The 22440-nt window shown below is 66.6% G+C and carries 26 protein-coding genes; 16 read left to right on the top strand and 10 right to left on the bottom strand.

The features are described 5' to 3' along the window. Nucleotides 1-17: 17 nt before the first annotated feature. Nucleotides 18-1757 (bottom strand): alkaline phosphatase, encoded by a 1740-nt coding sequence (locus AC3WLC_RS06685; protein ID WP_493683159.1) that lies wholly within the window; start codon nt 1755-1757, stop codon nt 18-20. Nucleotides 1758-1971: 214 nt separating this feature from the next. On the opposite strand from AC3WLC_RS06685, the gene AC3WLC_RS06680 reads away from it, so the two are divergent. Both AC3WLC_RS06680 and AC3WLC_RS06675 read left to right on the top strand, forming a co-directional pair. Beyond that, nucleotides 1972-2607 carry a class I SAM-dependent methyltransferase gene (locus AC3WLC_RS06680; protein ID WP_493683158.1) on the top strand — a complete coding sequence of 212 codons (636 nt, stop codon included), beginning with the start codon at nt 1972-1974 and terminating at the stop codon, nt 2605-2607. 153 nt (nt 2608-2760) lie between these two features. Further along, the gene (locus AC3WLC_RS06675) at nt 2761-3378 is read left to right on the top strand and encodes a glutathione S-transferase family protein (protein WP_493683157.1); all 618 of its coding nucleotides are present in this window, start codon (nt 2761-2763) and stop codon (nt 3376-3378) included. A 6-nt stretch (nt 3379-3384) separates the two neighbouring features. On the opposite strand, the gene cynS is transcribed toward AC3WLC_RS06675, so the two are convergent. Together cynS and AC3WLC_RS06665 are read right to left on the bottom strand one after the other, a co-directional pair. Beyond that, nucleotides 3385-3873, bottom strand: coding sequence for a cyanase (gene cynS, locus AC3WLC_RS06670; RefSeq protein ID WP_346362232.1), 489 nt, complete (start codon nt 3871-3873; stop codon nt 3385-3387). Nucleotides 3874-3973: 100 nt separating this feature from the next. After that, the gene (locus AC3WLC_RS06665; protein ID WP_493683156.1) at nt 3974-4915 is read right to left on the bottom strand and encodes a pentapeptide repeat-containing protein; all 942 of its coding nucleotides are present in this window, start codon (nt 4913-4915) and stop codon (nt 3974-3976) included. 243 nt (nt 4916-5158) lie between these two features. Between AC3WLC_RS06665 and AC3WLC_RS06660 the strand changes: the two genes are divergently transcribed. Together AC3WLC_RS06660 and rnk are read left to right on the top strand one after the other, a co-directional pair. After that, nucleotides 5159-5305, top strand: a complete 147-nt coding sequence (locus AC3WLC_RS06660; protein WP_493683155.1) for a hypothetical protein — start codon at nt 5159-5161, stop codon at nt 5303-5305. 489 nt (nt 5306-5794) lie between these two features. Then, nucleotides 5795-6205, top strand: a complete 411-nt coding sequence (rnk, locus tag AC3WLC_RS06655) for a nucleoside diphosphate kinase regulator (RefSeq protein ID WP_291671932.1) — start codon at nt 5795-5797, stop codon at nt 6203-6205. A gap of 49 nt (nt 6206-6254) precedes the next feature. On the opposite strand, the gene AC3WLC_RS06650 is transcribed toward rnk, so the two are convergent. Continuing rightward, nucleotides 6255-7301, bottom strand: coding sequence for an MBL fold metallo-hydrolase (locus AC3WLC_RS06650; protein WP_493683154.1), 1047 nt, complete (start codon nt 7299-7301; stop codon nt 6255-6257). 94 nt (nt 7302-7395) lie between these two features. Between AC3WLC_RS06650 and AC3WLC_RS06645 the strand changes: the two genes are divergently transcribed. Together AC3WLC_RS06645 and AC3WLC_RS06640 are read left to right on the top strand one after the other, a co-directional pair. Further along, nucleotides 7396-8322, top strand: coding sequence for a tyrosine recombinase XerC (locus AC3WLC_RS06645; protein WP_493683153.1), 927 nt, complete (start codon nt 7396-7398; stop codon nt 8320-8322). Nucleotides 8323-8403: 81 nt separating this feature from the next. Then, nucleotides 8404-8985, top strand: a complete 582-nt coding sequence (locus AC3WLC_RS06640; protein ID WP_493683152.1) for a DUF4337 domain-containing protein — start codon at nt 8404-8406, stop codon at nt 8983-8985. A 20-nt stretch (nt 8986-9005) separates the two neighbouring features. Here the strand turns inward: AC3WLC_RS06640 and AC3WLC_RS06635 are convergent, their stop codons facing one another. Continuing rightward, nucleotides 9006-9806, bottom strand: a complete 801-nt coding sequence (locus tag AC3WLC_RS06635) for an SDR family NAD(P)-dependent oxidoreductase (RefSeq protein WP_493683151.1) — start codon at nt 9804-9806, stop codon at nt 9006-9008. A 199-nt stretch (nt 9807-10005) separates the two neighbouring features. On the opposite strand from AC3WLC_RS06635, the gene AC3WLC_RS06630 reads away from it, so the two are divergent. From AC3WLC_RS06630 to AC3WLC_RS06610, 5 genes are read left to right on the top strand one after another with little or no spacing between them, the layout of a single operon-like run. After that, on the top strand, nt 10006-10329 hold the full coding sequence (locus tag AC3WLC_RS06630; RefSeq protein WP_110488509.1) for an ArsR/SmtB family transcription factor: 324 nt from the start codon (nt 10006-10008) through the stop codon (nt 10327-10329). Beyond that, nucleotides 10326-10754 carry an SRPBCC family protein gene (locus tag AC3WLC_RS06625; protein WP_493683150.1) on the top strand — a complete coding sequence of 143 codons (429 nt, stop codon included), beginning with the start codon at nt 10326-10328 and terminating at the stop codon, nt 10752-10754. Before AC3WLC_RS06630 ends, AC3WLC_RS06625 begins: the two co-directional genes overlap by 4 nt. Before the next feature lie 38 nt (nt 10755-10792). Then, nucleotides 10793-11014, top strand: coding sequence for a hypothetical protein (locus AC3WLC_RS06620; protein ID WP_493683149.1), 222 nt, complete (start codon nt 10793-10795; stop codon nt 11012-11014). Nucleotides 11015-11024: 10 nt separating this feature from the next. Then, nucleotides 11025-11477: a DUF1801 domain-containing protein gene (locus tag AC3WLC_RS06615; RefSeq protein ID WP_493683148.1), complete on the top strand. Its 453-nt coding sequence runs from the start codon at nt 11025-11027 to the stop codon at nt 11475-11477. A gap of 19 nt (nt 11478-11496) precedes the next feature. Next, on the top strand, nt 11497-11901 hold the full coding sequence (locus AC3WLC_RS06610) for a DUF1801 domain-containing protein (protein ID WP_493683147.1): 405 nt from the start codon (nt 11497-11499) through the stop codon (nt 11899-11901). Nucleotides 11902-11980: 79 nt separating this feature from the next. On the opposite strand, the gene AC3WLC_RS06605 is transcribed toward AC3WLC_RS06610, so the two are convergent. The 5 genes from AC3WLC_RS06605 to AC3WLC_RS06585 all read right to left on the bottom strand — a co-directional run bounded on the left by AC3WLC_RS06605 (nt 11981) and on the right by AC3WLC_RS06585 (nt 17774). After that, complete coding sequence (locus AC3WLC_RS06605; RefSeq protein ID WP_493683146.1) at nt 11981-13390, bottom strand: amidase; 1410 nt, start codon at nt 13388-13390, stop codon at nt 11981-11983. A 27-nt stretch (nt 13391-13417) separates the two neighbouring features. Further along, nucleotides 13418-14275: an ABC transporter permease gene (locus AC3WLC_RS06600; RefSeq protein ID WP_493683145.1), complete on the bottom strand. Its 858-nt coding sequence runs from the start codon at nt 14273-14275 to the stop codon at nt 13418-13420. Then, nucleotides 14272-15219 (bottom strand): ABC transporter permease, encoded by a 948-nt coding sequence (locus AC3WLC_RS06595; RefSeq protein WP_493683144.1) that lies wholly within the window; start codon nt 15217-15219, stop codon nt 14272-14274. The genes AC3WLC_RS06600 and AC3WLC_RS06595 overlap by 4 nt, the downstream gene beginning before the upstream one ends. Before the next feature lie 142 nt (nt 15220-15361). Further along, nucleotides 15362-16852 (bottom strand): ABC transporter substrate-binding protein, encoded by a 1491-nt coding sequence (locus AC3WLC_RS06590; RefSeq protein WP_493683143.1) that lies wholly within the window; start codon nt 16850-16852, stop codon nt 15362-15364. A 184-nt stretch (nt 16853-17036) separates the two neighbouring features. Beyond that, nucleotides 17037-17774 (bottom strand): GntR family transcriptional regulator, encoded by a 738-nt coding sequence (locus AC3WLC_RS06585; protein ID WP_493683142.1) that lies wholly within the window; start codon nt 17772-17774, stop codon nt 17037-17039. Nucleotides 17775-17935: 161 nt separating this feature from the next. Here AC3WLC_RS06585 and uxaC point away from each other — a divergent pair, with 161 nt between their 5' ends. The 5 genes from uxaC (at nt 17936) to AC3WLC_RS06560 (ending at nt 22367) form a co-directional block, all read left to right on the top strand. After that, complete coding sequence (uxaC, locus tag AC3WLC_RS06580) at nt 17936-19339, top strand: glucuronate isomerase (RefSeq protein ID WP_493683141.1); 1404 nt, start codon at nt 17936-17938, stop codon at nt 19337-19339. Next, complete coding sequence (gene kduI, locus AC3WLC_RS06575; RefSeq protein WP_493683140.1) at nt 19336-20187, top strand: 5-dehydro-4-deoxy-D-glucuronate isomerase; 852 nt, start codon at nt 19336-19338, stop codon at nt 20185-20187. Before uxaC ends, kduI begins: the two co-directional genes overlap by 4 nt. Beyond that, nucleotides 20187-20951 (top strand): 2-dehydro-3-deoxy-D-gluconate 5-dehydrogenase KduD, encoded by a 765-nt coding sequence (kduD, locus tag AC3WLC_RS06570; protein WP_493683139.1) that lies wholly within the window; start codon nt 20187-20189, stop codon nt 20949-20951. Before kduI ends, kduD begins: the two co-directional genes overlap by 1 nt. Beyond that, complete coding sequence (locus AC3WLC_RS06565; protein WP_493683138.1) at nt 20948-21289, top strand: cupin domain-containing protein; 342 nt, start codon at nt 20948-20950, stop codon at nt 21287-21289. The genes kduD and AC3WLC_RS06565 overlap by 4 nt, the downstream gene beginning before the upstream one ends. Nucleotides 21290-21383: 94 nt before the next feature. Next, the gene (locus AC3WLC_RS06560) at nt 21384-22367 is read left to right on the top strand and encodes a TRAP transporter substrate-binding protein (RefSeq protein ID WP_493683137.1); all 984 of its coding nucleotides are present in this window, start codon (nt 21384-21386) and stop codon (nt 22365-22367) included. The last annotated feature ends 73 nt before the right edge of the window (nt 22368-22440 follow it).

Here is a 22440-nt window from a genome sequence, read left to right as displayed (position 1 = left end):
CCTGCCCCAACTCTAGTTCACTTGCCGCCGAGGGCCAGCGCCTCCGCCATGACGCGGAAGACGAAGACGTTCGGCTTGTGGCCGCGGAAGCGCTCGGCGCCCGGGCCCATGGCGGTGAGCAGCACGTCGTCGGCCGCATGGACACCGGAATTGGCGTCGAAAGGCAGGTTGCCCTGCTTGCGGGTGGCGAGCGGCCCGGTGCAGTCCTTCTCGTTGGCGACGTTGGTCTTGCCGTCCGGGCCCTTCACGGCCGGGACGCGCTCGCCGTCGAGATAGGGGCGGCCGGTGTCGCAGGTGTCCGGATAGCTGCCGAAGGCGACGGCGAGGCGGCGCGAGGTATCGAGCTTGGTCGGGTAGCCGTCGGCGTCGCGCGGACCGTAATTCGGCGGCAGCGACTCGTTGTAGGTGCCGAGCTTGTCGCGGAGCAGCTGGCCCGGGCGATCGTCGTCATAGGTGCCGATGATCGAGATCGGATGGGCGTGGTCCGGCACGACGATGATCAGCGTGTCGTTGCGGTCGCCGGCGAAGTCCTTGGCGACCTTGACGGCGTTGTCGAGCATGATCGTGTCGAACACCGCGCGCTCCCAGTCGAGCGAGTGGCTGTACTTGTCGATGCGGGCCGATTCCACCATCAGGAAGAAGCCGTCCTGGGCGCCCTTCAGCATCTCGATCGCCGCCTTGGTCTGCTCGACCACGTCGGGCTGATCCGGGAATTTCGAGATCGAGCCCTTCTTGGCGAGGCGCAGATCGAAGGCGCCGTCGATATTCGAGGTGTTGTAGAGGCCGAGCAGCTTCTTGGAACCGCCGGCGACCGCGGCGTTCATCTCGGTCTTGGTGGTGGCGAGCGCATAGCCCGCCTCCTTGAACTTGGCGATGAAGTCCTGGTCGTCGGTGCGCTTGGTGCCCGGGGTCGACTTCGGCAGGAAATTCGGCGAGCCGCCGCCCATGATCACGTCGGGCTGCACATCGAAGAACATCTTGACGATGTCGTTATAGTCGGAGCGGCGGCGGGTATGGGCGACCATCGAGGCTGGGGTCGCATCCTCGATCTCGGCATTGGTGACGACGCCGATCGCCATGCCCGTGCGCTTGCGCTTGATCACCTCGGAGATGGTCTCGACCTTGGGGTGGTCAAGCGTCAGCGCGTTCTTGGCGCAATAGATGCCGAGCGCGTTGACGCAGGACTTGTGGCCGGTGGTGTAGGCGCTGGCGGAGTTCGCGCTGTCGGTGACGATCGAGTCGGTGCCCGAGGTCGAGATCAGCGCCATGTTCGGCATGTCGTCGATGGCGAGCTCGCCGCCATAGAGGCCTTCCTGCCAGCCCTTCGACAGGATGCGCGCCGCGGTGCGGTGCGCGACCGACATGCCGTCGCCGACGAAGAGGATGACGTTCTTGGCCTTGCGCTCGGGCGTGGCGTAGACGGTCCAGTTGACGGTGGCCTTGTCGCTGCCCTGCGTCGCCTCGATGACGTACTGGCCGGCCGGCAGCTGCGCGCCGCGCAGCCAGAGCGCCGAATGCTTCTGGCCTTCTTCATTCTGGACGAACTGGGCCTCGCGGCCGAAAGCCTCGTTCACCGGCTTGCCGTTGATCGTGACCTTGACGTCGGCCGAGGCCGGAGCGTTGGGGAACTCGACCTTGAAGTCGAAGCGCGAGCCCTCGAGGATCTCGGCGCGGTTGAGCGGATAAATGGTCTGCGCCGTCGCCGGCGCCACGCTGGCGAGCATCGCCGCCGCCATCAGCCAAGTTCGCTTCTGCATGATACCTCTCCGCCCCAGTGAATCCGGTGGCCGGTCCGTTAGGCGCGCGAGATGACACTATGATTACTACGATCTCGACAAAATTGTAATGTTATAACAAATTACTATTGTTGAGATCGATGGACTTGGGATTTCGAGTCTACTTCCCGCGTAGCGGACACCGAACAGTCGCGGTGCCTATGCTAAAGCGCCCTTCCGCAAAGGGAGACGGCAGATGAGCACCGCAAGCGATGCCCGCTTCTGGGACCGGTCCTCGAAGAGCTATGCCAGGTCGCGGATTTCCGATCAGGCCGGGTATGAGCGCACGCTGAAGCGGACGAGCGCCCTGCTGAAGCCCGACGACAGCGCGCTCGAACTTGGCTGCGGCACCGGGACCACGGCGCTACGGCTTGCCGCTGCGGTCGAGAGCTATCTGGCGGCGGATCTCTCCGCCGGCATGATCGCCATCGCGCAGGAGAAGCTTGCCGCAAGCTCGATCGCGGGTCTCGCCTTCCGCGCCGCGACTGCCGAGGCGCTCGCGTCCGAAGCCGCTCGGTTCGATACGGTTCTCGGCTTCAACTATCTGCATCTGGTCCGCGACCTCCCCGGCACGCTGCGCAGCATCCATGCCTTGCTCGTGCCGGGCGGCCTGTTCATCTCAAAGACGCCTTGCCTTGGCGACATGAACCCGCTGATCAAGCTCGCTTTGCCCCTCATGCAGAGGGTCGGAAAGGCGCCCTATGCCGGCGTCTTCAGCGCGCGGGAGCTGAGCGGTCTCATCGCCGCGGCGGGCTTCGAGGTCGTCGGCACGGAACGCCATGCGAGCAAGGGCAAGGACAGTCGCCCCTTCATCGTCGCTCGCAAGACATAGCGTGAGAAGGCGGGACCGGACGGAGCTATTCGCGCCTGCTCGCGTTTGAATCAGCGAGCGTCGGGCGAGCCAGGCTTATCCTGACAACTCCTGACAAAACTCTTGCTTATCAGCCTCGTCATTGCACGAGGAAACGCCGAAAGGGACACCGCCATGCTGACCTTTTATCACTCGCCGCAGTCGCGCTCCTTCTCGATCCTCTGGCTGCTCGAGGAGCTCGGCCAGCCCTATGAGATGGAAATTGTCGACATCCGCGCCGAGGGCGGCCCGCCGGAGAGCTACCGCGCCATCCAGCCGCACAAGAAGGTCCCGGCGATCGTCCATGACGGCACCACCGTCACCGAACGCGCCGCGATCTGCCTCTATCTCACCGAGCAGTTCCCGGAAGCCAGGCTGGCGCCGGCAATCGGCGACAAGGACCGCCCGGCCTTCCTGACCTCGCTGGTCTATACCGACGCCGTGCTCGATCCGATCATCGCGACCTCGATCCACAAGTTCAAATACGAGGCGCGCGGCTTCTCCTTCGGCTCGCATGCCGACACGGTCGCCAATCTCGCCAGGAAGCTCGGCGAGCATCCCTATGCCGCCGGCGAGCGCTTCACCGCCGCCGACACCCAGCTCGGCGCCGGCATCCATTTCGGCATGAACATCGTCGGCGTGCTGCCGCGCCTGCCGGTGTTCGAGGCCTATATGGCCCGGATGATCGAACGCCCTGCTTTGCAACGGACCATGCAGAAGGACGGAACGCTGGAGCCGGGTCAGGTTCCCTGAGAGGACTCACTCCTCCTTGAAGCCATAGTCGGGAATGCCCTGCTCGTTGCCATAGTATTTGTACGGCAGGAACTTGCCCGACATGGTGATCCTCACCCGGTCGCCTTTGGGGTTCGGCTCGCGCTCGAAGGCGATGTTGAAGTCGATCGCCGACATGATGCCGTCGCCGAACTCCTCCTCGATCAGCGCCTTCCAGGCGGGGCCGTTGACCATCACCATCTCGTAGAAGCGGTAGATCAGCGGATCGGTCGGCGGCATCGGCGTGCCGGTGCCGCGATAGGGCACCTCGTTGAGCATGCGCTTCTCGGCTTCGGAGAGGCCGAACAGCGCCGCCGCCTTCTCGGCGAGCGGCTTCACCAACTTCATCTGGCCGAGCAGGGCACCGATCACCAAGACCTCGGACATGCCACCGATCTCGTCGGTGATCTGTTTCCAGCTCCAGCCCTTCTCGCGCTTGATGTCGAGAATCTTCTCGGTGAGCTCTTCGCGCTTCATCTCGTCCTCGCAGGTCGCGACCGCCGATGGCTGCGGTCGGAGGACAGCTAGCAAGGCACGGGCCAAAGCGGCCGCGAGAAGGGAAGCTGCGGACGTCCGCTCAGCGCCGGCCGAAGCGGAACTGCTCCAGCGCCGCGATCTGCTGCGCTACGGGCGAGACCTGCGCCGCCAGCGAAATCCCCTCGAAATGGCGGCGGCCGCGGAAGCGGGCGCGCTCAAAATTCGAGCGACCGTCGAAGGCGGCGTTGCTGAACCAGGCGCCGCGGTCGAAGCGGGCGGCGGCGAAGTTCGCCATCTGGCCGAAGCGCGTCTCCTCGAAGCCGGCATTGCCGGCGAATTCGGCCTCGCCGAAATCGGCTGCGCCTGCAAAGCGGCAATCGCCGAAGCCCGCCTCGCCGGCATGGCGCACGCCGCGGAACTGCGTCACGCCGTCGAAGCGCGAGCCGCGGAACCAGGCATCGCCGACGAATTCCGCCTCGACGAAGCAGGCGACGCCCTCGCAGCGCATATCACGGAATTCGGCGGTGCCGTGCAGGGTCGCCGCGCCGAAATCGGCATCCCCGGCGAAATGCGCCCGATCGAAGAAGGCGTCGGCCCGGAAGCTGGCGTCGCGGAAGCTGGCGGCCCCGTGGACATGCGCTTCGGAGAACCAGGCGTCGCCGCAGAAGGCGCTGCCGGAAAAGCGCGCCGCCGCCGGGAAGATGATGCCGGCGACGTTGAAATCGCCCTCGAAGATCTCGTCGACCAACTCGACATCGGCGAAGAGGCGCCAGAGCGCCAGCAGCGCGCCGTCGGCCTCGATCCGGCCGCGCAGGCGCATCATCTCGCCGGCCCAGCCATTCCAGGCCGCGGAGCCCTCGCCGAGCCGCGCTAAGGTCGCCTCGCGCCGCGCCGCCATGAAGGCAGAGGCCTCCGGCCCGGCCGCGCCGAAGCGCGCCGCGCGCTGAGCAGCGGCGAAGGCGGCCTGATGCGGCCGCGCCCAGGAATTCAGCTGCAGGAGTTCGGCGCGCGCATCGGGCACGAGCCGGAACAGGCTGGCCATGTCTGGATGACGCCCCGGTTAACGATTCATTAGCCATAAGCGAGCCGCCGATCGGGTTCAATCGCTGCTTTGTTCCACAGCGTTGCTCTCTTCATGCTGCGGCGCGTCAGCCACCCGCGTGTTTCATCGCCCGGCGCAGCACATCGTTAAGGCTACGGGTCGATAACCCTCTGTGGCGTAAGGCATTTGAAGTATTTTCGGGGCGATCCTGACCTGTATCTGCCACGCGGAATGTCAGCGCCGATGAACGCACCTTCGCAGCCGATCCTGTTCACGGTGCCAACCGAGGCAGTGGCGGCGCCGCCATCGAAGCACCATATTGGTGAAGACGATGCAGTGAAGGTCGGTGGCGGCGAACTGATTCCCACGATCTTCATCGCCCGGAACTGAGGGACGTTATGGACCTGATCGCCCGCTTCATTCTCCGCCTCGGCGCCCTCCTCGCTCCGGCCCAGCCGCAGCTGAAGCCGATCCCGGTTCCGGTTCGCTGCCCCCAGGCGCGCCGCTGAGCCGACGGCGAACGCCTCTCGATCCCTATCGGGCGAGCTGTCGAAAGCCCGCTCGCCTGTGCTCTCTCTCAGCATCGTCATCGGTCGGCGGCAAGCCTCTCCGGCCTTGACAGCAACGCGTCCGCCCCCAACTCTATGGGTATGACGACGAAGCATCGCCTCGTATTCCGGGTCGCCCCGATCGCGGAATCCTAGCCCCGGACTCGGCCCGAGCGCGCCCCGAGTCCAGGGGTGCCGTCGATGCTGTCCGCCGTCATGGCAGCACGATCTTCCAAGGCGTCTCCCCCAAAAGAACCTCTTAGACTTTACCGGTCGCGCCCTGGCGCCGCCGTCGTGCGCGTCATCGCAGGACACCAGACCCATGACCCAACTGAACCAGAAGACCCATCGCAAGCCGAAGATCATCGTCGGCGAGATCGACCATGAGCGCCTGACCGGCCTCGCCACCACCGCGCTCGAGCGCATCCCGGAGGTGGCCGAAGAGCTGCTCGCCGAGATGGACCGCGCTAAGGTCGTCGCACCGGCCAAGCTGCCGGCGGACGTCGTGCGCATGGGCTCTTTCGTCACCTTCGATTCCGACAGTGCCCAGCACCGTCGTGTCCAGCTCGTCTATCCCGGCGAGGCCGATATTGAGCAGGGCCGCATCTCGGTGCTGACGCCGATCGGCGCGGCGCTGATCGGCCTCGCCGCCGGCCAGTCGATCGCCTGGACCGCCCGCGACGGCAAGAAGCATGTGCTGACGGTGACCGCGGTCGAGCAGCCGGCCATGGCCGCGGCCTGAGCGGAAAAGATCTCCTCCCCTCGCCTGCGAGGGGAGGACGATGCCGCGCTCAGCCGGCCGCCATCACCTTCATGATCTCGCCCTGAGGCTCGGCCCAGCGCAATTCGCTGAGTCGGAGCATCGCGTTCACATGCGCGAAGACCTCGCTGAAGGCGAAGGAGAGCTGGTGCGGATCGAGCGGCCGCGTGAACATCACCGGCACCAGCTCGGCGACCGAATGCGGCCCCTTGGCGACGGCTCCGGCGATCAGCCGGCAGCGTTCGGCGTGATGGGCAGCAAGCGCAGCGCAGCGCTCCTGCAATCCGTAGAACGGCAGTTGATGGCCGGGCAGGACCAGCGTCCCGGGCGGAATCGCTTGTGGCAGCGCCCTCAGCGAACGCAGATACAGCCCGAGCGGATCGCCCTCCGCATCGACCGCCCAGACGCTGATGTTCGGCGTGATCTTGGCGAGGATCTGGTCGGCGGCGAGGAAGACGTTCGCCTCCGGGCAGTGGAACATCAACTGCTCCGGCGCATGGCCGTCACCCGCCAGCACGAAGAAGTCGCGCCCGCCGATCCTGAGCACATCGCCGGCGACGACGCGGGTGAAGGTCGGCGGCAGCGGCGTCACCTGCCTGAGATAGCCATGGCCAAGCGTCGAGACGACCTGCGTCACCTCGGCCGAGAGGCCATGACGCTGGTAGAACTGCTTGTAGACCGGCGCCTCGGACGCGCCCGGGCTGAGCGAGATGTTGAGGCAGCCGAGATATCCGGTCTGGCTGGTCAAAAGCGGCGTGCCGAAGCGCTCGCAGAGCCAGCCGGCCAGCCCGATATGGTCGGGATGGAAATGCGTGACGAAGAGCCGGGTCAGCCGCTTGCCGGCGAGCGCGCCGGCCATCAGCGCGAGCCAGGCCTGCTTGGTCGCCTCGTCGCCGATGCCGGTGTCGATCACCGCGAAGCCGTCGCCATCCTCGATCAGGTAGATATTGACGTGGTCGAGCCGGAACGGCAGCGCGATCCTCGCCCAGAAGATGCCGGGCGCGACCTCGATCAGCTGGCCGGGGGCCGGCGGCTCGGGGAACGGGAAGATCAGGCCGTGCGGATCGGGAGCGTGCAATTTGGTCAGCCCTGAACAATGTCTGCAGGGTTCATAGCAGGCCATGATCGCGCCGGACAACGGTTGTTAAGCCTCGCGCGGCAAGATCGACGGCATGAGCGATTTCGACACCCTGCGGCGCGACTGGCTCGCCCATCTCGGCCATGAGCGCCGGCTCTCGCCGAAGACGCTCGAGGCCTATGGCCGCGACATCGAGCAATTCGCCAGCTTCCTGACTCATCATCTCGACGCGCCGCCGACATTGAAGGCGGTCGCCGCGCTGAAGCCCGCCGACCTGCGCGCATTTCTCGGCTATCGCCGCCGCGACGGCGTCGGCAACCGTACCTTGATGCGCCAGCTCGCGGCGCTGCGCTCGCTTGCCCGCTTCGGTGAGCGCAGCGGCCGGCTGACCGCCGCCGCCTTCGCCGCGACGCGTGGACCGCGCCTGGGCAAGGGCCTGCCGCGCCCGCTCGACGCCAAGGCCGCCGCCGCAGTGACCAAGGCCGACAGCCGCGCCGGCGAGGAGCGGCCCGACTGGGTGCTGGCGCGTGATGCCGCCGTGTTGTCACTACTCTATGGCAGCGGCCTGCGCATTTCCGAGGCGCTCGGTCTCAAGCGCTCGCAGGCACCCGTCAGCACTGCCGATGCCCTCACCGTGCTCGGCAAGGGCGGCAAGACCCGGATGGTGCCGGTGCTACCGGTCGTGGTCGAGTCGATTGCTGGCTATCTCGCGCAGTGCCCCTGGCGGCTTGCGCCGGAGGGGCCGCTCTTCGTCGGCGTCAAGGGTGGGCCGCTCTCGCCGCGGATCATCCAGCTTGCGGTCGAGGGTCTGCGCGGTTCGCTCGGACTGCCGGGCAGCGCGACGCCGCATGCGCTGCGCCATTCCTTCGCCACCCATCTGCTCGGCCGCGGCGGGGACCTGCGCGCCATCCAAGAGCTGCTCGGCCACGCCTCGCTCTCGACGACGCAGATCTATACCCGCATCGATTCCACTCGCCTGCTGGCGGCTTATGATTCCGCCCACCCGCGCGCCCGGGGATAAACTCCTTACCTTCGGTAAAATCGTCTTGATTCCGTCACGTGGACCGGCCATCACGCCCGGCCTTTCCGGGGGGAATCACTGATGGCCTCAGCCGCACCAGACGTCACCGAAGAAAATCAGCCGACCAGCAAGATCAACAAGCGCATCGCGCTCCTGATCGGCATTCTCGCGCTCCTGCTCGCCTTCTCCGAGATCGGCGGCAAGAACGCCGAGCAGGACGCGCTGGCGAAGAACATCGAAGCCTCCAATCTCTGGGCCTTCTTCCAGGCCAAGACGATCCGCGGCACGACGCTGCGCACCGCCGCCGACGCGATGGAGGTCGACCTCGCCGGCGCAACCGATCCGGCCGTGCGCGAGCGCCTGCAGAAGCGCATCGACGGCTGGAAGGCGACGATCGCTCGTTATGAATCCGAGCCCGAGACCAATGAGGGCCGCAAGGAGCTGATCGTCCGCGCCAAGGCGGCCGAAGCCAAGCGCGATATCTCCAGCGCCCGCGACGACAAATACGACATCGTCTCGGGCCTGCTGCAGATCGCGATCGTGGTTTCCTCGGCGGCGATCATCACCGGCGTCGCACTCCTCGCCTGGACCGGCGTCGGCCTCGGCCTGCTCGGGCTCGCTTTGATGATCATCGCTGAAGTCGCGCCAACCGCGCTGTTCTGATCACGTAAGGGCGCGACCGCTCAGTAGTGGATCGCGCCCTTCGCGCCGCCGCCGCAGGCGATCGCGTCGCCATTGATCGCAACGCTGCGCGGCGAGGCCAGGAAGGCGACGATGTCGGCGACCTCGGCCATGTCGACCAGCCGGCCGATCGTGACATTGGCCGCCATGCGGCGCTCGACCTCCTCGGCAGCCAGCCCTGATGCCGACACCCGCGCCGCGATCACGCCCGGCGTCTTCTCGGTTCGCGTCGTGCCGGGATGCACCACGGTGACGTTGATGCCCTTTGGCCCGAGCTCGTCGGCGAGGTTCTTGGTCAGCGCCGCTACCGCGACATTGCGGATCGAGCCGATGGTCGAGCCGGTCAGCCGCGCCGCCAGTCCGCTGATGTTGATGATCCGGCCCCAGCCACCCGCTGCCATCATCGGCGCCGCCTCGCGGGCCATCCTGAGATAGCCCATCACCTTGACGTTGACGTCGTCGAAGAACAGCGCGTCGGTGATCTCGGCGAGCTTCGGAGGCGCCGCCTGCCCGCCCGGCTTGGCCGCGGCGTTGACGAGGATGTCGAGCCCGCCCAAGGCCGCGACGGTGCCAGCAATCACCGCCTTCACCGAGGCATCATCCTGTGTGTCGACGGTGAGGCCGACGACCTTGCGGCCGGTCTCCTGTGCCAGCTCGGCCGCAGCCGCATCGAGTTCGGCCTGGTTGCGCGCAGCGATGACGACGTCGACGCCCTCCAGAGCCAGCTGCCGCGCAATGGCGCGGCCGATCCCCTTGCTGCCGCCCGTGACGAGAGCGCGCTTGCCGTTCAGCATCAGATCCATGGTGAAGTCCTCGAAGGCAGGATCGCAGGGGCGCCGACAGCGACATTCCCCGCGCTTTCGTAAGGCATCCTGCGCGAGCCGCGCGACCCGGTCCAGCGCAGCTGCCACACCCCTGCCCTGCCTCGATTGCGAGAGTGCTTGACCAACTCATATCTCTGTGGTTATGAATTAACTCATAGCCAACGGGTTATCGATTGTGATGTCAGACGCCCACGACATGCTGTTCAGGACGCTCGCCGACCCGACGCGGCGCGCCATCTTCGAGCGCCTGTGCCGCGACGGCGAGCTGACGGTCGGGGCCCTGACCGCGCAGGCCGGCGTCTCCCAGCCCGCCGTCTCCAAGCATCTCGGCGTCCTGAAGCAGGCCGGCCTGGTGCGTGACCGGCAGGCAGGCCGTCAGACCCATTACAGCGCCCAGCTCGGCGCCCTAAGCCCGCTGATCGACTGGACCAGCCAGATGGCCGGCTTCTGGGAGGCGCGGTTCGACGACCTCGAAAATTTGCTCGCAAGGATGGATCAATGACCACCGCCACGCAGACCCGCTCCGTCACTGTCGAACGCGAGATCGCCCACCCGCCGGAGAAGCTCTGGCGTGCCCTGACGCAGCCGCATTTGATCGCGGAATGGCTGATGAAGAACGATTTCGCGCCAGTCGTCGGCCATCGCTTCAACCTGCGCGGCGAATGGGGCGGCGTGCTCGATTGCGAGGTCCTCGACATCGAGCCGAACCGGATGCTGGCGTATAGCTGGGACTTCGCCCATGACGACCCGGCCTTCAATCTGAAGAGCACCGTGACCTTCACGCTCACCCCGACGCCCAAGGGCACGCTGCTGCGCATGGAGCAGGCCGGCTTCCGGCCGGAGCAGAAGCAGGCCTTCGGCGGCGCCAGGGCCGGCTGGCAGGAATTCTTCGGCAAACTCGAGCAAGTGCTGGAGCGAGCGGAATGAATGCCCGCCTCGGTCCTCATCACACGAAGGAGGTCCCGTTGACCTGGAATGACATCATCCGGCAGGGCCATCGCTGGCTCGCCATCATCTTCACGGCGACCGTCATCGCCAATTTCGTCGCCATGGCGCTGGGGCCGCCGCCGGCCTGGATCGTCTACTCCCCGCTGCCGCCGCTGTTCCTGCTGATGTTCTCCGGCCTCTATATGTTCGCACTGCCCTACCTCGCTGGCGGGCGCGGCGCACGGCGAGCTGGCGGCTAGGAGAAGTATGATGGCCGGAAAGACCTCGAAGGCGGCAGCGAAGCCGAAAGCCGAAGATGAGCAACCCATCCTGCTCTCGGGCGGCAATCCGCAGATCGCCAAGGGCTATGGCGAAGCACCGGTACAGGCCTATATCGCTGCCATGCCGGGCTGGAAGAGTCCGCTTGGCGCTCGCCTCGACGGGTTGATCACCAAGGCCGTCCCCAGCGTCAGGAAAGCGGTGAAGTGGAACTCGCCGCTTTACGGCATGGAGGACGATTACTGGTTCCTCGGCATCCATGTGTTCGCAAAGTATGTGAAGGTCGCCTTCTTCCGCGGCGCCTCACTCAATCCGCTTCCACCCGGCACCTCCAAACAAAAGGAGGTGCGCTATCTCGACATCCGCGAGAATGACGAGCTCGACGAGGCGCAATTCACCGCCTGGGTGAAGCGGGCTGCCGCCTTGCCGGGCGAGAAGATGTGACGACGAGGATATCGGCCCCATGAAGCAGACGAACGACAAGGCCGGGGATGCAATCTCGGCCTCCGAACAGATCGACGCCCGGATCGCGGAGTTGACCGACTGGCGCGGCGCAACGCTCGCGAAGGTCCGCGCCATCATCCGGCAGGCCGATCCCGAGGTCGAGGAGACCTGGAAATGGCGCGGCGTCCCGGTCTGGGAGCATGCCGGCATCATCTGCACCGGCGAGACCTATAAGGGCGCGGTCAAGCTGACCTTCGCCAAGGGCGCTTCGCTCCCTGATCCCGCCGGCCTGTTCAATTCCAGCCTCGACGGCAACACGAGGCGCGCCATCGATATCCACGAGGGCGCTGCGATCGACGAGGCGGCGTTGACGGCGCTGATCCGCGCGGCCGTGGCGCTGAACACGGCCGGGAAGAAGAAGTAGCGCAAGCCGTCATTGCGAGGAGCGCAGCGACGAAGCAATCCAGAAGGACTTGGCGCTCGGCCGCTCCTGGATTGCTTCGCTACGCTCGCAATGACGCTTCAGCCCGCGGCACACGCGGCCATTCCGGCCCCTGCCCACGCAGCCGCTCCCAGGCCCGCGCCATCTGCAGCACGCCGAGATCGTCGAAGCGCTTGCCGGTGATCTGCAGGCCGATCGGCAGGCCCGACACGGTCATGCCGGCATGGACCGAGATCGCTGGCTGGTCCGACATGTTGGCCGCTACCGTGAAGACGATGTGCTCGAACGGCCGCTCGGGATCGTGTATCGGCGAGGCCAGTTCGGCGGCAAAGCTCGGCACCGGTGAGACCGGCGAGAGCACATAGTCGAAGGGCTGTGCCGCCTTCAGCGCCGCATGGCGGATCGCCAGCATCTGGCTCATGCCGCGATGCACCTGCGCCCCGCTGAGCGCGCGGCCACGCTCGGCCCAGGCGTAGATATAAGGCAGCACCTTGTCCTGCCGCTCGCGCGGCAGCGCGCCGATCTCGGCCCAGGCGCGCTGGCGCCAGAAATCGTCGAGACCGTCGAGCATGTCCTGCGTCAGGAAGGCCGGAGCCAATTCAACGATCGCGCCGACTTTGCGGAAGGCATCGGCCGCCCTGGCGATTGCCGCCCTCACCTCAGGCTCGACCGGCAGGCCGATGCCAGCTTCCAGCTGCAATCCGATCCTGAGCCCGCGCGGCTCGCGCTCGAGCTCGTTCCAGGCGATCTCCTGCGGCGGCAGGCTCATCGGGTCGCGCTCGTCCGGCTTGGAGAGCTCGCGCATCATCAGCGCCGCGTCGGCGACGGTGCGCGTCATCGGCCCGGCGACGCGGCCGTAATAGGTCGGGTCGATCGGCACCCGGCCGAAGCTGGGCTTCAGGCCGACCAGCCCGCACCAGCCGGCCGGCAGGCGGATCGAGCCGCCGATATCGGTGCCGACATGCAAGGGGCCGTAGCCGGCCGCGCCCGCCGCTCCCGCTCCGGCCGAGGAGCCGCCCGGGTTCTTGCTGAGGTCAAACGGGTTGCGGGCGAGTTCGTGGAAGCTCGACAGGCCCGATGAGAGCATGCCGTAATCCGGCATGGTCGTCTTGGCGAGGATGACGCAGCCGGCCTCGCGCAGGCGCTGCGCCGGCGGGGCATCGGCCGCAGCGGGGCTGAGCTCCATCGCCGCCGTGCCGAGCGGCACCGCCGTGCCTTTGGTCGCGATGTTCTCCTTGATCGTGCAGGGCACGCCGTCGAGCGGCAGCGCCTCGCCGCGGCGCCAGCGGCCCTCGCTTTCCTTCGCAGCGACGCGGGCACCCTCGGGATCATAGGCGTAGAGCGCCTTGAGCGACGGCTCCCAGAGCGCGATGCGCTGGATCACGGCATCAGTGACCTCGACCGGCGAGAGCTCGCGCGAGCGGAAGGCCCGGAGCATGTCGACGGCGCTGAGATCGGCGAACTCGATCATGAGTGGAACTCCGCATGCATAATCACATCAATCCCGCGAATGGCGCATGCGCGGATCGACCGCGTCGCGCAGGCCATCGCCCAGCAAATTGAAGGCCAGCACCGAGAGCGCGATCGCCGCCCCCGGGAAGATCGCAAGCCAGGGCTGCGCCGCCATGAAGGTCTGCGCCTCGTTGAGCATCCTGCCCCAGGAGGGAGCCGGCGGCTGCGTGCCCAGCCCGAGATAGGACAGGCCGGCTTCAGCCAGGATGGCAAGCGCGAACTGGATCGTCGCCTGCACCACCAGCACGCCGGCGATATTGGGCAGGACGTGCTGGCGGGTGATCGCCATCTCGGTCAGCCCCGCAGCGCGCGCCGCCAGCACATAGTCGAGCGCCCAGCATTGCAGCGCCGCACCCCGGGCAAGTCTGGCGAAATAGGGCAGGCTGAACAGCGCGATCGCGATCACCGCGTTCATCATGCCGGGACCCCAGACCGCGCTGATCATGATCGCCGAGAGCACGGCCGGGAAGGCGTGGCTAAAGTCGGCCATACGCATGATCAGGTTGTCGAGCCACCCGTCGCGCCGGATCGCGGCGATCAGCCCGAGCGCGCTGCCGACGGTCAGGCCGAGGCCGACCGCGCCAAGGCCCACCGCCAGCGAGTTGCGGGCGCCGACCATGATCATCGAGAACACGTCGCGGCCGAACTGGTCGGTGCCGAACCAGTGCTCGGCCGAGGGCGGCCGCAGGCGCTTCAGGATCGCCATCTGCGTCGGCTCATAGGGCGTCCAGAGATAGGAGATCAGCGCCATCGCGACGACGAGCCCGCCGAGCAGCAGGCCGGCCAGGAAGGACGGCGAGGCCCACCAGCGCCGCGGACGGGAGCGTGGTGCGACCACGCTCATGACGCCTGCCGCAGGCGCGGGTCGATCAGCCCGTAGAGCAGCTCGATCGCGAAGTTGATGAAGACGACCAGCGCGGAGAACAGCATGACGAGGTCCTTGACCACGATCAGGTCATGCTGGGCGATCGACTGGAAGACCAGCCGGCCGAGGCCAGGCAGGGCGAAGACGTTCTCGATGATGATCGCGCCGGCCAGCAGCACCGAGAATTGCAGGCCCAGCACGGTGACGACCGGGATCAGCGCATTGCGCAGCACATGCCGCAGCATGGTGCGCCGCCGGCTGACCCCCTTGGCGCGGGCGGTGCGGACATAGTCCTCCTGCATCGTCTCCAGCATGGCCGAGCGGGTGACACGGGCGAGGATCGCCGCCTGCGGCAGCGCGAGCGCGACGGCCGGCAACAGCAGCGAGCGCAGCGCCGGCCAGAACCCGGCCTGCCAGCCCGGAAAGCCTCCGGCCGGCAGCCAGCCGGCGCCGACGGCGAAGACCAGCACAAGCAAGAGGCCGAACCAGAAATTCGGAATGGCGAGCCCGGCCTGGGCGAAGACCATCACCGCGGCATCGCCGGCGCGGTTGTGATTGGCGGCAGCGAGCGCCCCGAGCGGGATGCCGATGGCGGAGGCGAGCAGGATCGCCATCGAGGCGAGTGGCAAGGTCACCACCATGCGCTCACCGATCAACTGCGTCACCGGCACACGATAGGTGTAGCTGAGGCCGAGATCGCCAGTGACGAGTCCGCCGATCCAATTGAAGAAGCGAAGCGGCGCCGGCTGGTCGAGCCCCATCTCGACCCGCAGCGCCGCAAGCGCCTCCGGCGCCGCGTTGAGCCCGAGCGTGACCGCCGCCGGATCGCCCGGCAGGATCTCCAGCACGAGGAAGATGACGATCGCCGCGCCGAGCAGCGTCAACGCGAAGGCGAGGAGACGGCGGAAGATGTAGGTGGTCATCAGATGAACCCAGCGCCGTCGCCGCGAGCAGCCAGCGTCATTGCGAGGAGCACAGCGACGAAGCAATCCAGAGGCGGCAGAACTCCACGTCCCCCTGGATTGCTTCGCTGCGCTCGCAATGACGGCGAAGCTGTCACAACCGTTACCGCCAGCGCACCTCCACCAGCGGCGTCAGCGGCAGCGGCCAGTCGGTCCACATGCCCTCCAGATCGGCCCTGGTCACCGTGATCTTCGGCAGGATGAAGAGGAAGCCGTTGACCGCGTCACGCGCCAGCATGCGCTGGGCGTCGCCATAGAGCTTGTTGCGCTGCGCCTCGTCGACGGTTCGGTCGATGGTTTCGATCAGCGCCTTGAACTCGGGATTTTTGTACTGGAAGTAGTAGTCATCGCGGGCGTAGTTGCCGATGTCGAGTGGCTCGGTATGCGCGATAATGGTGAGGTCGAAATCGCGCGCCTTGAACACCCGCTCCAGCCATTGCGGGAATTCGAGCGGCTCGATCTTGGCGGTGATCCCGATCTGGGCCAGCAGCGCCGCGATGATCTCGCCGCCGCGCCGGGCATAGGCCGGCGGCGGCAAACGCAGCGTGCATTCGAAGCCCTTCGGGAAACCAGCAGCCGCCAGCAGGGCCTTAGCCTTGGCGAGATCAACCGGATAGGTCTGCGTCAGGTCGACATAGGCCGGGTGCAGCGGCGAGAAATGACTGCCGATATAGTCGACGTCGAAGCCGTAGATGCCGAGCGCGATCGTCTTGCGGTCGAGCACATGCGAGATCGCCTGGCGCACCCGGATATCGCTGAACGGCGCCTTGGCGTTGTTGATGGCGAGGATGGTCTCGCCCTCGGTCTTGCCGAGCGTGACCTTGAGCTTCGGATCGGCCTTGAGCTGCGGGATCGCCTCCGGCGCCGAGAGATTGGTGAAGGCGTCGATGTCGCCTGCGCGCAGGGCCGCGACCTGCGCCTGCGGATCGGAGATGAAGCGGAAGGTCGCCTTGGCGAGCGCAGGCTTCGTCCCCCAATACTCGTCGTTGCGCGCCAGCTCGAGCCGGTCGCCGCGGTTCCAGCGTGCGAACTTGAACGGGCCGGTGCCGACCGGGCTGGTCTTGTTGTTGGCCGCCGTCACCGGCGAGACGATGATCGCATCGCCCCATGAGAGTCCGTAGACGAAGTTCGCCGTCGGCTGCTTCAGCTTGATGATGACGGTGATCGGATCGGGCGCCTCGATGCTCTCGATCGGCGTGAAGATCCAGCGCTGGGCATTGGTCGAATCGGGTGCGACGGCGCGCTCGAAGGAGAATTTCACATCGCGCGAGGAGAGCGGCGTACTGTCATGGAAGCGGGCATTCGGCCGAAGCTTGAAGGTGTAGGTGAGATTGTCCGCCGCGAGCGTCCAGCTCTCGGCCAGCGCCGGCACGAGCTTGCCGGTCCGGTCCATCGCCACCAGCCCTTCGAAAATGTTCTGCAGTACGACCTCGCGGATCGCCTGGGCTGCGCCCGAGGTCGGGTCGAGCGTCGGCGGCTCCAGCGTCATGCCGATGGTGACGCTGTCCTTGGCCTGCGCGAGCGCGACGAGCGGAAGCTGGGTTGCGAGCGCGGCAAGGCCTGCTCCCGCCAGAAGATCGCGCCGCGTCGTCATCGTGCCTGCTCCCTGCTGTGGCGGGGCAAGATGGCGCGGGAGATGGGAGCGAGGCAAGAGCACTGCGCGCGCGTCATGCTCGGGCTCGACCCGAGCATCTCAGGCCGGAAGAGGCTCCGATCAGTGCCTTCTCGTCACGAGATTCTCGGGTCTCCGCTTTGCTCCGCCCGAGAATGACCGCCTTTCACACAAAATAGTCCGGATAGCTCGCCTTGAGATGCACGAGATCGGGCAGCAGCGTGCCCAGATGCTGGCGCATCGCGACGACCGCGGCCGAGGCGTCATGCCGCCTGATCTCGTCGACGATGGCGAGGTGCTCGCGGATCACCATCGCCATCCGCCCCGGCACCGGCAGCGTCATCCGGCGGCAGCGGTCGATCTGGCTCTTGGCTGCATGGGCGAGCTTCCAGACGCCGGGATAGCCGGCGATGTCGGCGAGCGCCTCATGGAATTCCTCGTCGGCGAGGTGGAAGCGTTCCTGGTCACCAGCCTCATGCGATTCGTGCAGCACGGCGATCGTCGCATCGAGTCTTGCGATGTCCTCCGCACTCGCCGTCCGCGCCAGCACCTCGACCGTGGCGCATTCCAGCGCCTGGCGGATGAACACCGCCTCGGGGATTGCGCCGGTCGGGATGCGGGCGACGAAGGTGCCGGCCTGCGGGAAGATCTCGACCAGCCCCTCTTCCTTCAGCCGAATCAGTGCCTCGCGCACCGGCGTTCGGCTCATGCCGAAACGGGCGGTGAGATCCTTCTCCGAGAGTGGCACGCCCGGCCGCAGCACCATGTCGAGAATCTCGCGGCGAAGCTCGTCCTGCACGACGGAGGCGGCCGTGGCGCGACCTGCGGACGCTGCGGCGAGGCGCTGCGGCTTGCGCTCGCGGCGCAAAGTCCCGGTCTCGCCTATTCCTAGCGCCTCCGACATTGTCCTATCCCGGCCATGATCGCCTCCTTACTGGACCACGATGCACGCTTCGCGACCACCCAAGGCGTAACACGGCCGAGCAGTGCATACTAGTATATTAGTATATTGACGCATCACCCATGCCGGCCCTATGGTCCGGCCCGATAGAGGAAACGCCAGCGATGCTGCTGCACGACGATCGCCTTTTGCCTGCCGAACCGGTGACGCGCAGCATTGCGCGCCGCCTCTATGCCGGCGTCCGCGACCTGCCGATCATCTCGCCGCACGGCCACACCGATCCGCGCTGGTTTGCCGAGAACAAGCCGTTTCCCGATCCGGCGACCCTGCTCGTCAAGCCGGACCACTACATCTTCCGCATGCTCTATTCGCAGGGCATCAAGCTCGAGCAACTCGGCATTGCCCGCAAGGACGGCGGCGAGGTCGAGGGCGATCCGCGCCAGATCTGGAAGCTCTTCGCCAGCAACTGGCATCTGTTCCGGGGCACGCCGACCCGGCTCTGGTTCGAGCACGCCGCCTTCTCGATCTTCGGCATCACCGAGCGCCTCTCGGCCGAGAGCGCCGACCGCATCTATGACCGCATCGCCGAGCAGCTGGAGCAGGACGCGATGCGTCCGCGCGCGCTGTTCGAGCGCTTCAAGATCGAGGCGATCGCCACGACCGAAGGCGCACTCGACCCGCTGAAGTGGCATGACATGATCAGGGAGTCCGGCTGGGGCGGCAAGGTCGTCACCGCCTATCGTCCCGACAGCGTCGTCGACCCCGAGTTCGAGGGCTTCAGGGATAATCTCGAGCAGTTCGGCGAGCTGACCGGCGAGGATGTCGGGAGCTGGAACGGCTATCTCGAAGCCCATCGCAAGCGTCGCGGCTACTTCATCGAGCGCGGCGCGACCTCCTCCGACCATGGCCATGCCACGGCCCGCACCGCCAACCTGACGCCGGCCGAGTGCGAGAAGCTCTTCGCCAAGATCCTGAAGGGCAAGTTCTCGGCCGAGGATGCCGATCTCTTCCGTGGCCAGATGCTCACCGAGATGGCGAAGATGAGCCTCGATGACGGGCTCGTGCTGCAGATCCACCCCGGTTCCTACCGCAACCACAACCCGCATCTGTTCGAGCAGTTCGGGCGCGACATGGGCTCCGACATCCCGCGCGGCATGGACTATGTCTCGGCGCTGAAGCCCCTGCTCGACGCGGTCGGCAACGAGCCGAACCTCACCGTCATCGCCTTCACCCTCGACGAGACCAGCTATTCGCGCGAGCTCGCCCCCCTCGCCGGCCATTACCCGGCGCTGAAGCTTGGACCGGGCTGGTGGTTCCTCGATGCGCCCGAGGCGATGCTGCGCTTTCGCGAGCTCACCACCGAGACCGCCGGCTTCTACAACACCGTCGGCTTCAACGACGACACCCGCGCCTATCTCTCGATCCCGGCGCGCCACGACGTCGCCCGCCGGATGGACTGCCACTACCTCGCCAGGCTCGTCGCCGAGCACCGTCTCGACGAGGACGAGGCCGCCGAAGTCGCCCATGATCTCGCCTACCGCCTGGCCAAGGAGGCCTACCGGCTGTGACCAGCGCCACCAAGACCATCGACGAACGCCAGGCCGCCCATCCGCGTGATGTACGCGGCTACGACACCGAGGCGCTGCGCCAGGATTTCCTGATCGAGCGCATCTTCGTGCCCGGCGAGATCGCGCTGACCTATAGCCATTACGACCGCATGATCGTCGGCGGTGCGACGCCGGCGGCCAAGCCCCTGACGCTCGATCCGTTCGCGCCGACCGGCACGCCCTTCTTCCTGGCGCGGCGCGAGCTCGGCGTGATCAATCTCGGCGGCGCTGGCTCGGTCACCATCGACGGCGAGCGCTTCGAGCTGCCCAGCCTCGATGCGCTCTATGTCGGGCTCGGCGCGAAGGAGGTCTCCTTCGCCAGCGCCGATCCGGTCAACCCGGCCAAGTTCTATTTGACCAGCGCCCCGGCCCATCGCGAAGCCAAGCACCAGCTCATCCGCAAGGAAGACGCCAACACCATCCATCTCGGCTCGGCCGAGACCTCGAACAAGCGCACCATCCGGCAATACATCATGCCGAACAGCACCGGCACCAATCAGCTGGTGATGGGCATGACGGCGCTGGAGCCGGGCTCGGTCTGGAACTCCATGCCCTGCCACACCCATACGCGGCGGATGGAGGCCTATCTCTACTTCAATCTCGACCCAGCCCATCGCGTCTTCCACTTCATGGGTGAGCCGCAGCAGACCCGGCACCTCCTCGTCGCCAACGAGCAGGCGGTGATCTCGCCGAACTGGTCGATCCATTGCGGCTGCGGCACCTCGAACTACTCCTTCGTCTGGGCCATGGCCGGCGACAATGTCGAGTTCACCGACATGGACGCCGCCCCGGTGGAGACGCTGCGCTGATGACGACGCGCTCGCCCTTCGCGCTGGATGGCCGCACGGCGTTGGTCACCGGCGCCAATACCGGCATCGGCCAGGGCATCGCTTTGGCCCTTGCCGAGGCTGGCGCCAAGGTCGTCGCGGCTGGCCGCTCGAGCATGGCCGAGACGGAGAAGCTGATCGCCGATGCAGGGGGCACCTGTTTCGCACTGCAGGCCGACCTCCAGCAGGACGGCATCGCCGCACGCGTGATCGAGCAGGCGCAGGCCCTCGCCGGCCCGCTCGACATCCTCGTCAACAATGCCGGCATCATCCGCCGCGCCGACGCGCTCGACTTCAGCGAGAGCGACTGGGACGAGGTGATGAACCTCAACCTCAAGGCCAATTTCTTTCTGGCCCAGGCCTTCGCCAAGGCGGCACTCGCCGCCGGCCGGACCGGTCGCGTCGTCAACATCGCCTCGCTGCTCTCCTTCCAGGGCGGCATTCGCGTCGCCTCCTATACGGCGAGCAAGAGCGGCCTTGCCGGGCTGACCCGACTGCTCGCCTGCGAGTGGGCGGCCAAGGGCATCAACGTCAACGCGATCGCGCCCGGCTATGTCGAGAGCAACAACACCGAAGCACTGCGCGCCGATCCCGAGCGCAACGCCGCGATCCTCGCCCGCATCCCGGCCGGACGCTGGGGCAAACCGTCGGATATCGGCGGCGCGGCCGTGTTCCTGGCGAGCGATGCAGCGGCCTATATCCACGGCGCGATCCTTCCCGTCGACGGAGGCTGGCTGGCGCGATGACAGACCGTCTCAACTCATTCTTCCAGCACGACGCTGATATCGCCTGGGAGCCGACCGAGCCCGGCGTGAAGCGCAAGATCATGGCCTATGGGCCGGATCTGATGGTGGTGCGCGTCGCCTTCGAGCGGGGGGCTGTCGGCAAGGCCCACCAGCATCCGCACCGCCAGGCTTCTTACGTCGAGAGCGGCGTCTTCGACGTCACCATCGACGGCAGGATCAGCCGGCTTTCCGCCGGCGACACCTTCTTCGTGCCCGAGAACCTCGTCCATGGCGTCGTCAACATCGAGGCCGGGCAGTTGATCGATTCCTTCACACCGATGCGGACGGAATTTTTGTGAGAGATCGCCGCGCCGGCCGTGCCGGTGCGGCTCCCGTCAGGGGACAAGAACGACCGGAATAAGCCGGCGACTTTATTGGGGAGAGGACAAGACCATGCTCAATCGACGGAGTTTCTCCGCGCTCGCCGGCGTCGCCTTCGCCGCGCTGCTCGCGACCTCGGCTCAGGCGCAGAACGTCACCCTGCGCTCGACCGACATCCACCCGACCGACTATCCGACGGTCGAGGCCGTGCGCCACATGGGCAAGCTGCTCGAGGAGCGCACCCAGGGGCGGATCAAGATCAACGTCTTCCACTCGGCCCAGCTCGGCCAGGAGAAGGACACGATCGACCAGACGCGCTTCGGCGTCATCGACATCAACCGCATCAACATGGCGCCGTTCAACAACCTGATCCCGGCGACCAATGTGCCGTCCTTGCCCTTCATCTTCCGCTCGGTCGAGCACATGCGGAAGGTCATGGACGGCAAGATCGGCGACGACCTGCTCAAGGAGTTCGAGAAGCACGACCTGATCGGCCTCGCCTTCTACGATTCCGGCTCGCGCTCCTTCTACAACTCCAAGAAGGCGATCAACACGCCCGCCGACATGAAGGGCATGAAGATCCGCGTGCAGCAGTCCGACATGTTCGTCGCGTTGGTCTCGGCGCTCGGCGCCAACGCCACGCCGATGCCGTTCGGCGAGGTCTACTCGGCCCTGCAGACCGGCGTCATCGACGGCGCCGAGAACAACTGGCCGTCCTATGAATCGACCCGGCATTTCGAGGTCTCGAAGTTCTATTCGGTGACCGAGCACTCGCTCTCGCCGGAGGTGCTGGTGATGTCGAAGAAGAGCTTCGACAAGTTCAACGCCGCTGACCAGGCGCTGATCAAGGCCGCAGCCAAGGAATCGGTCGCCAAGATGCGCGAGCTCTGGGACGCCCGCGAGAAGGCCTCGGAAGCCAAGGTCAAGGCCGGCGGCGCCCAGATCAACGCGGTCGAGAAGCAGCCCTTCATCGACGCGATGAAGCCGGTCTACGACAAGTTCGTCACCGACGCGAAGCTCAAGGATATGGTCGCCGCCATCCAGGCGGTGAAGTGACGTCCTGGGGGGGGGGGGGGGGGGGGGGGGGGGGGGGGGGGGGGGGGGGGGGGGGGGGGGGGGGGGGGGGGTA

The sequence above is a fragment of the Allobosea sp. GW821-FHT03A12 genome (assembly GCF_058986765.1).
Note: the sequence above shows the minus strand (reverse complement) of the source record. Positions and strands in the feature narration are given on the sequence as shown.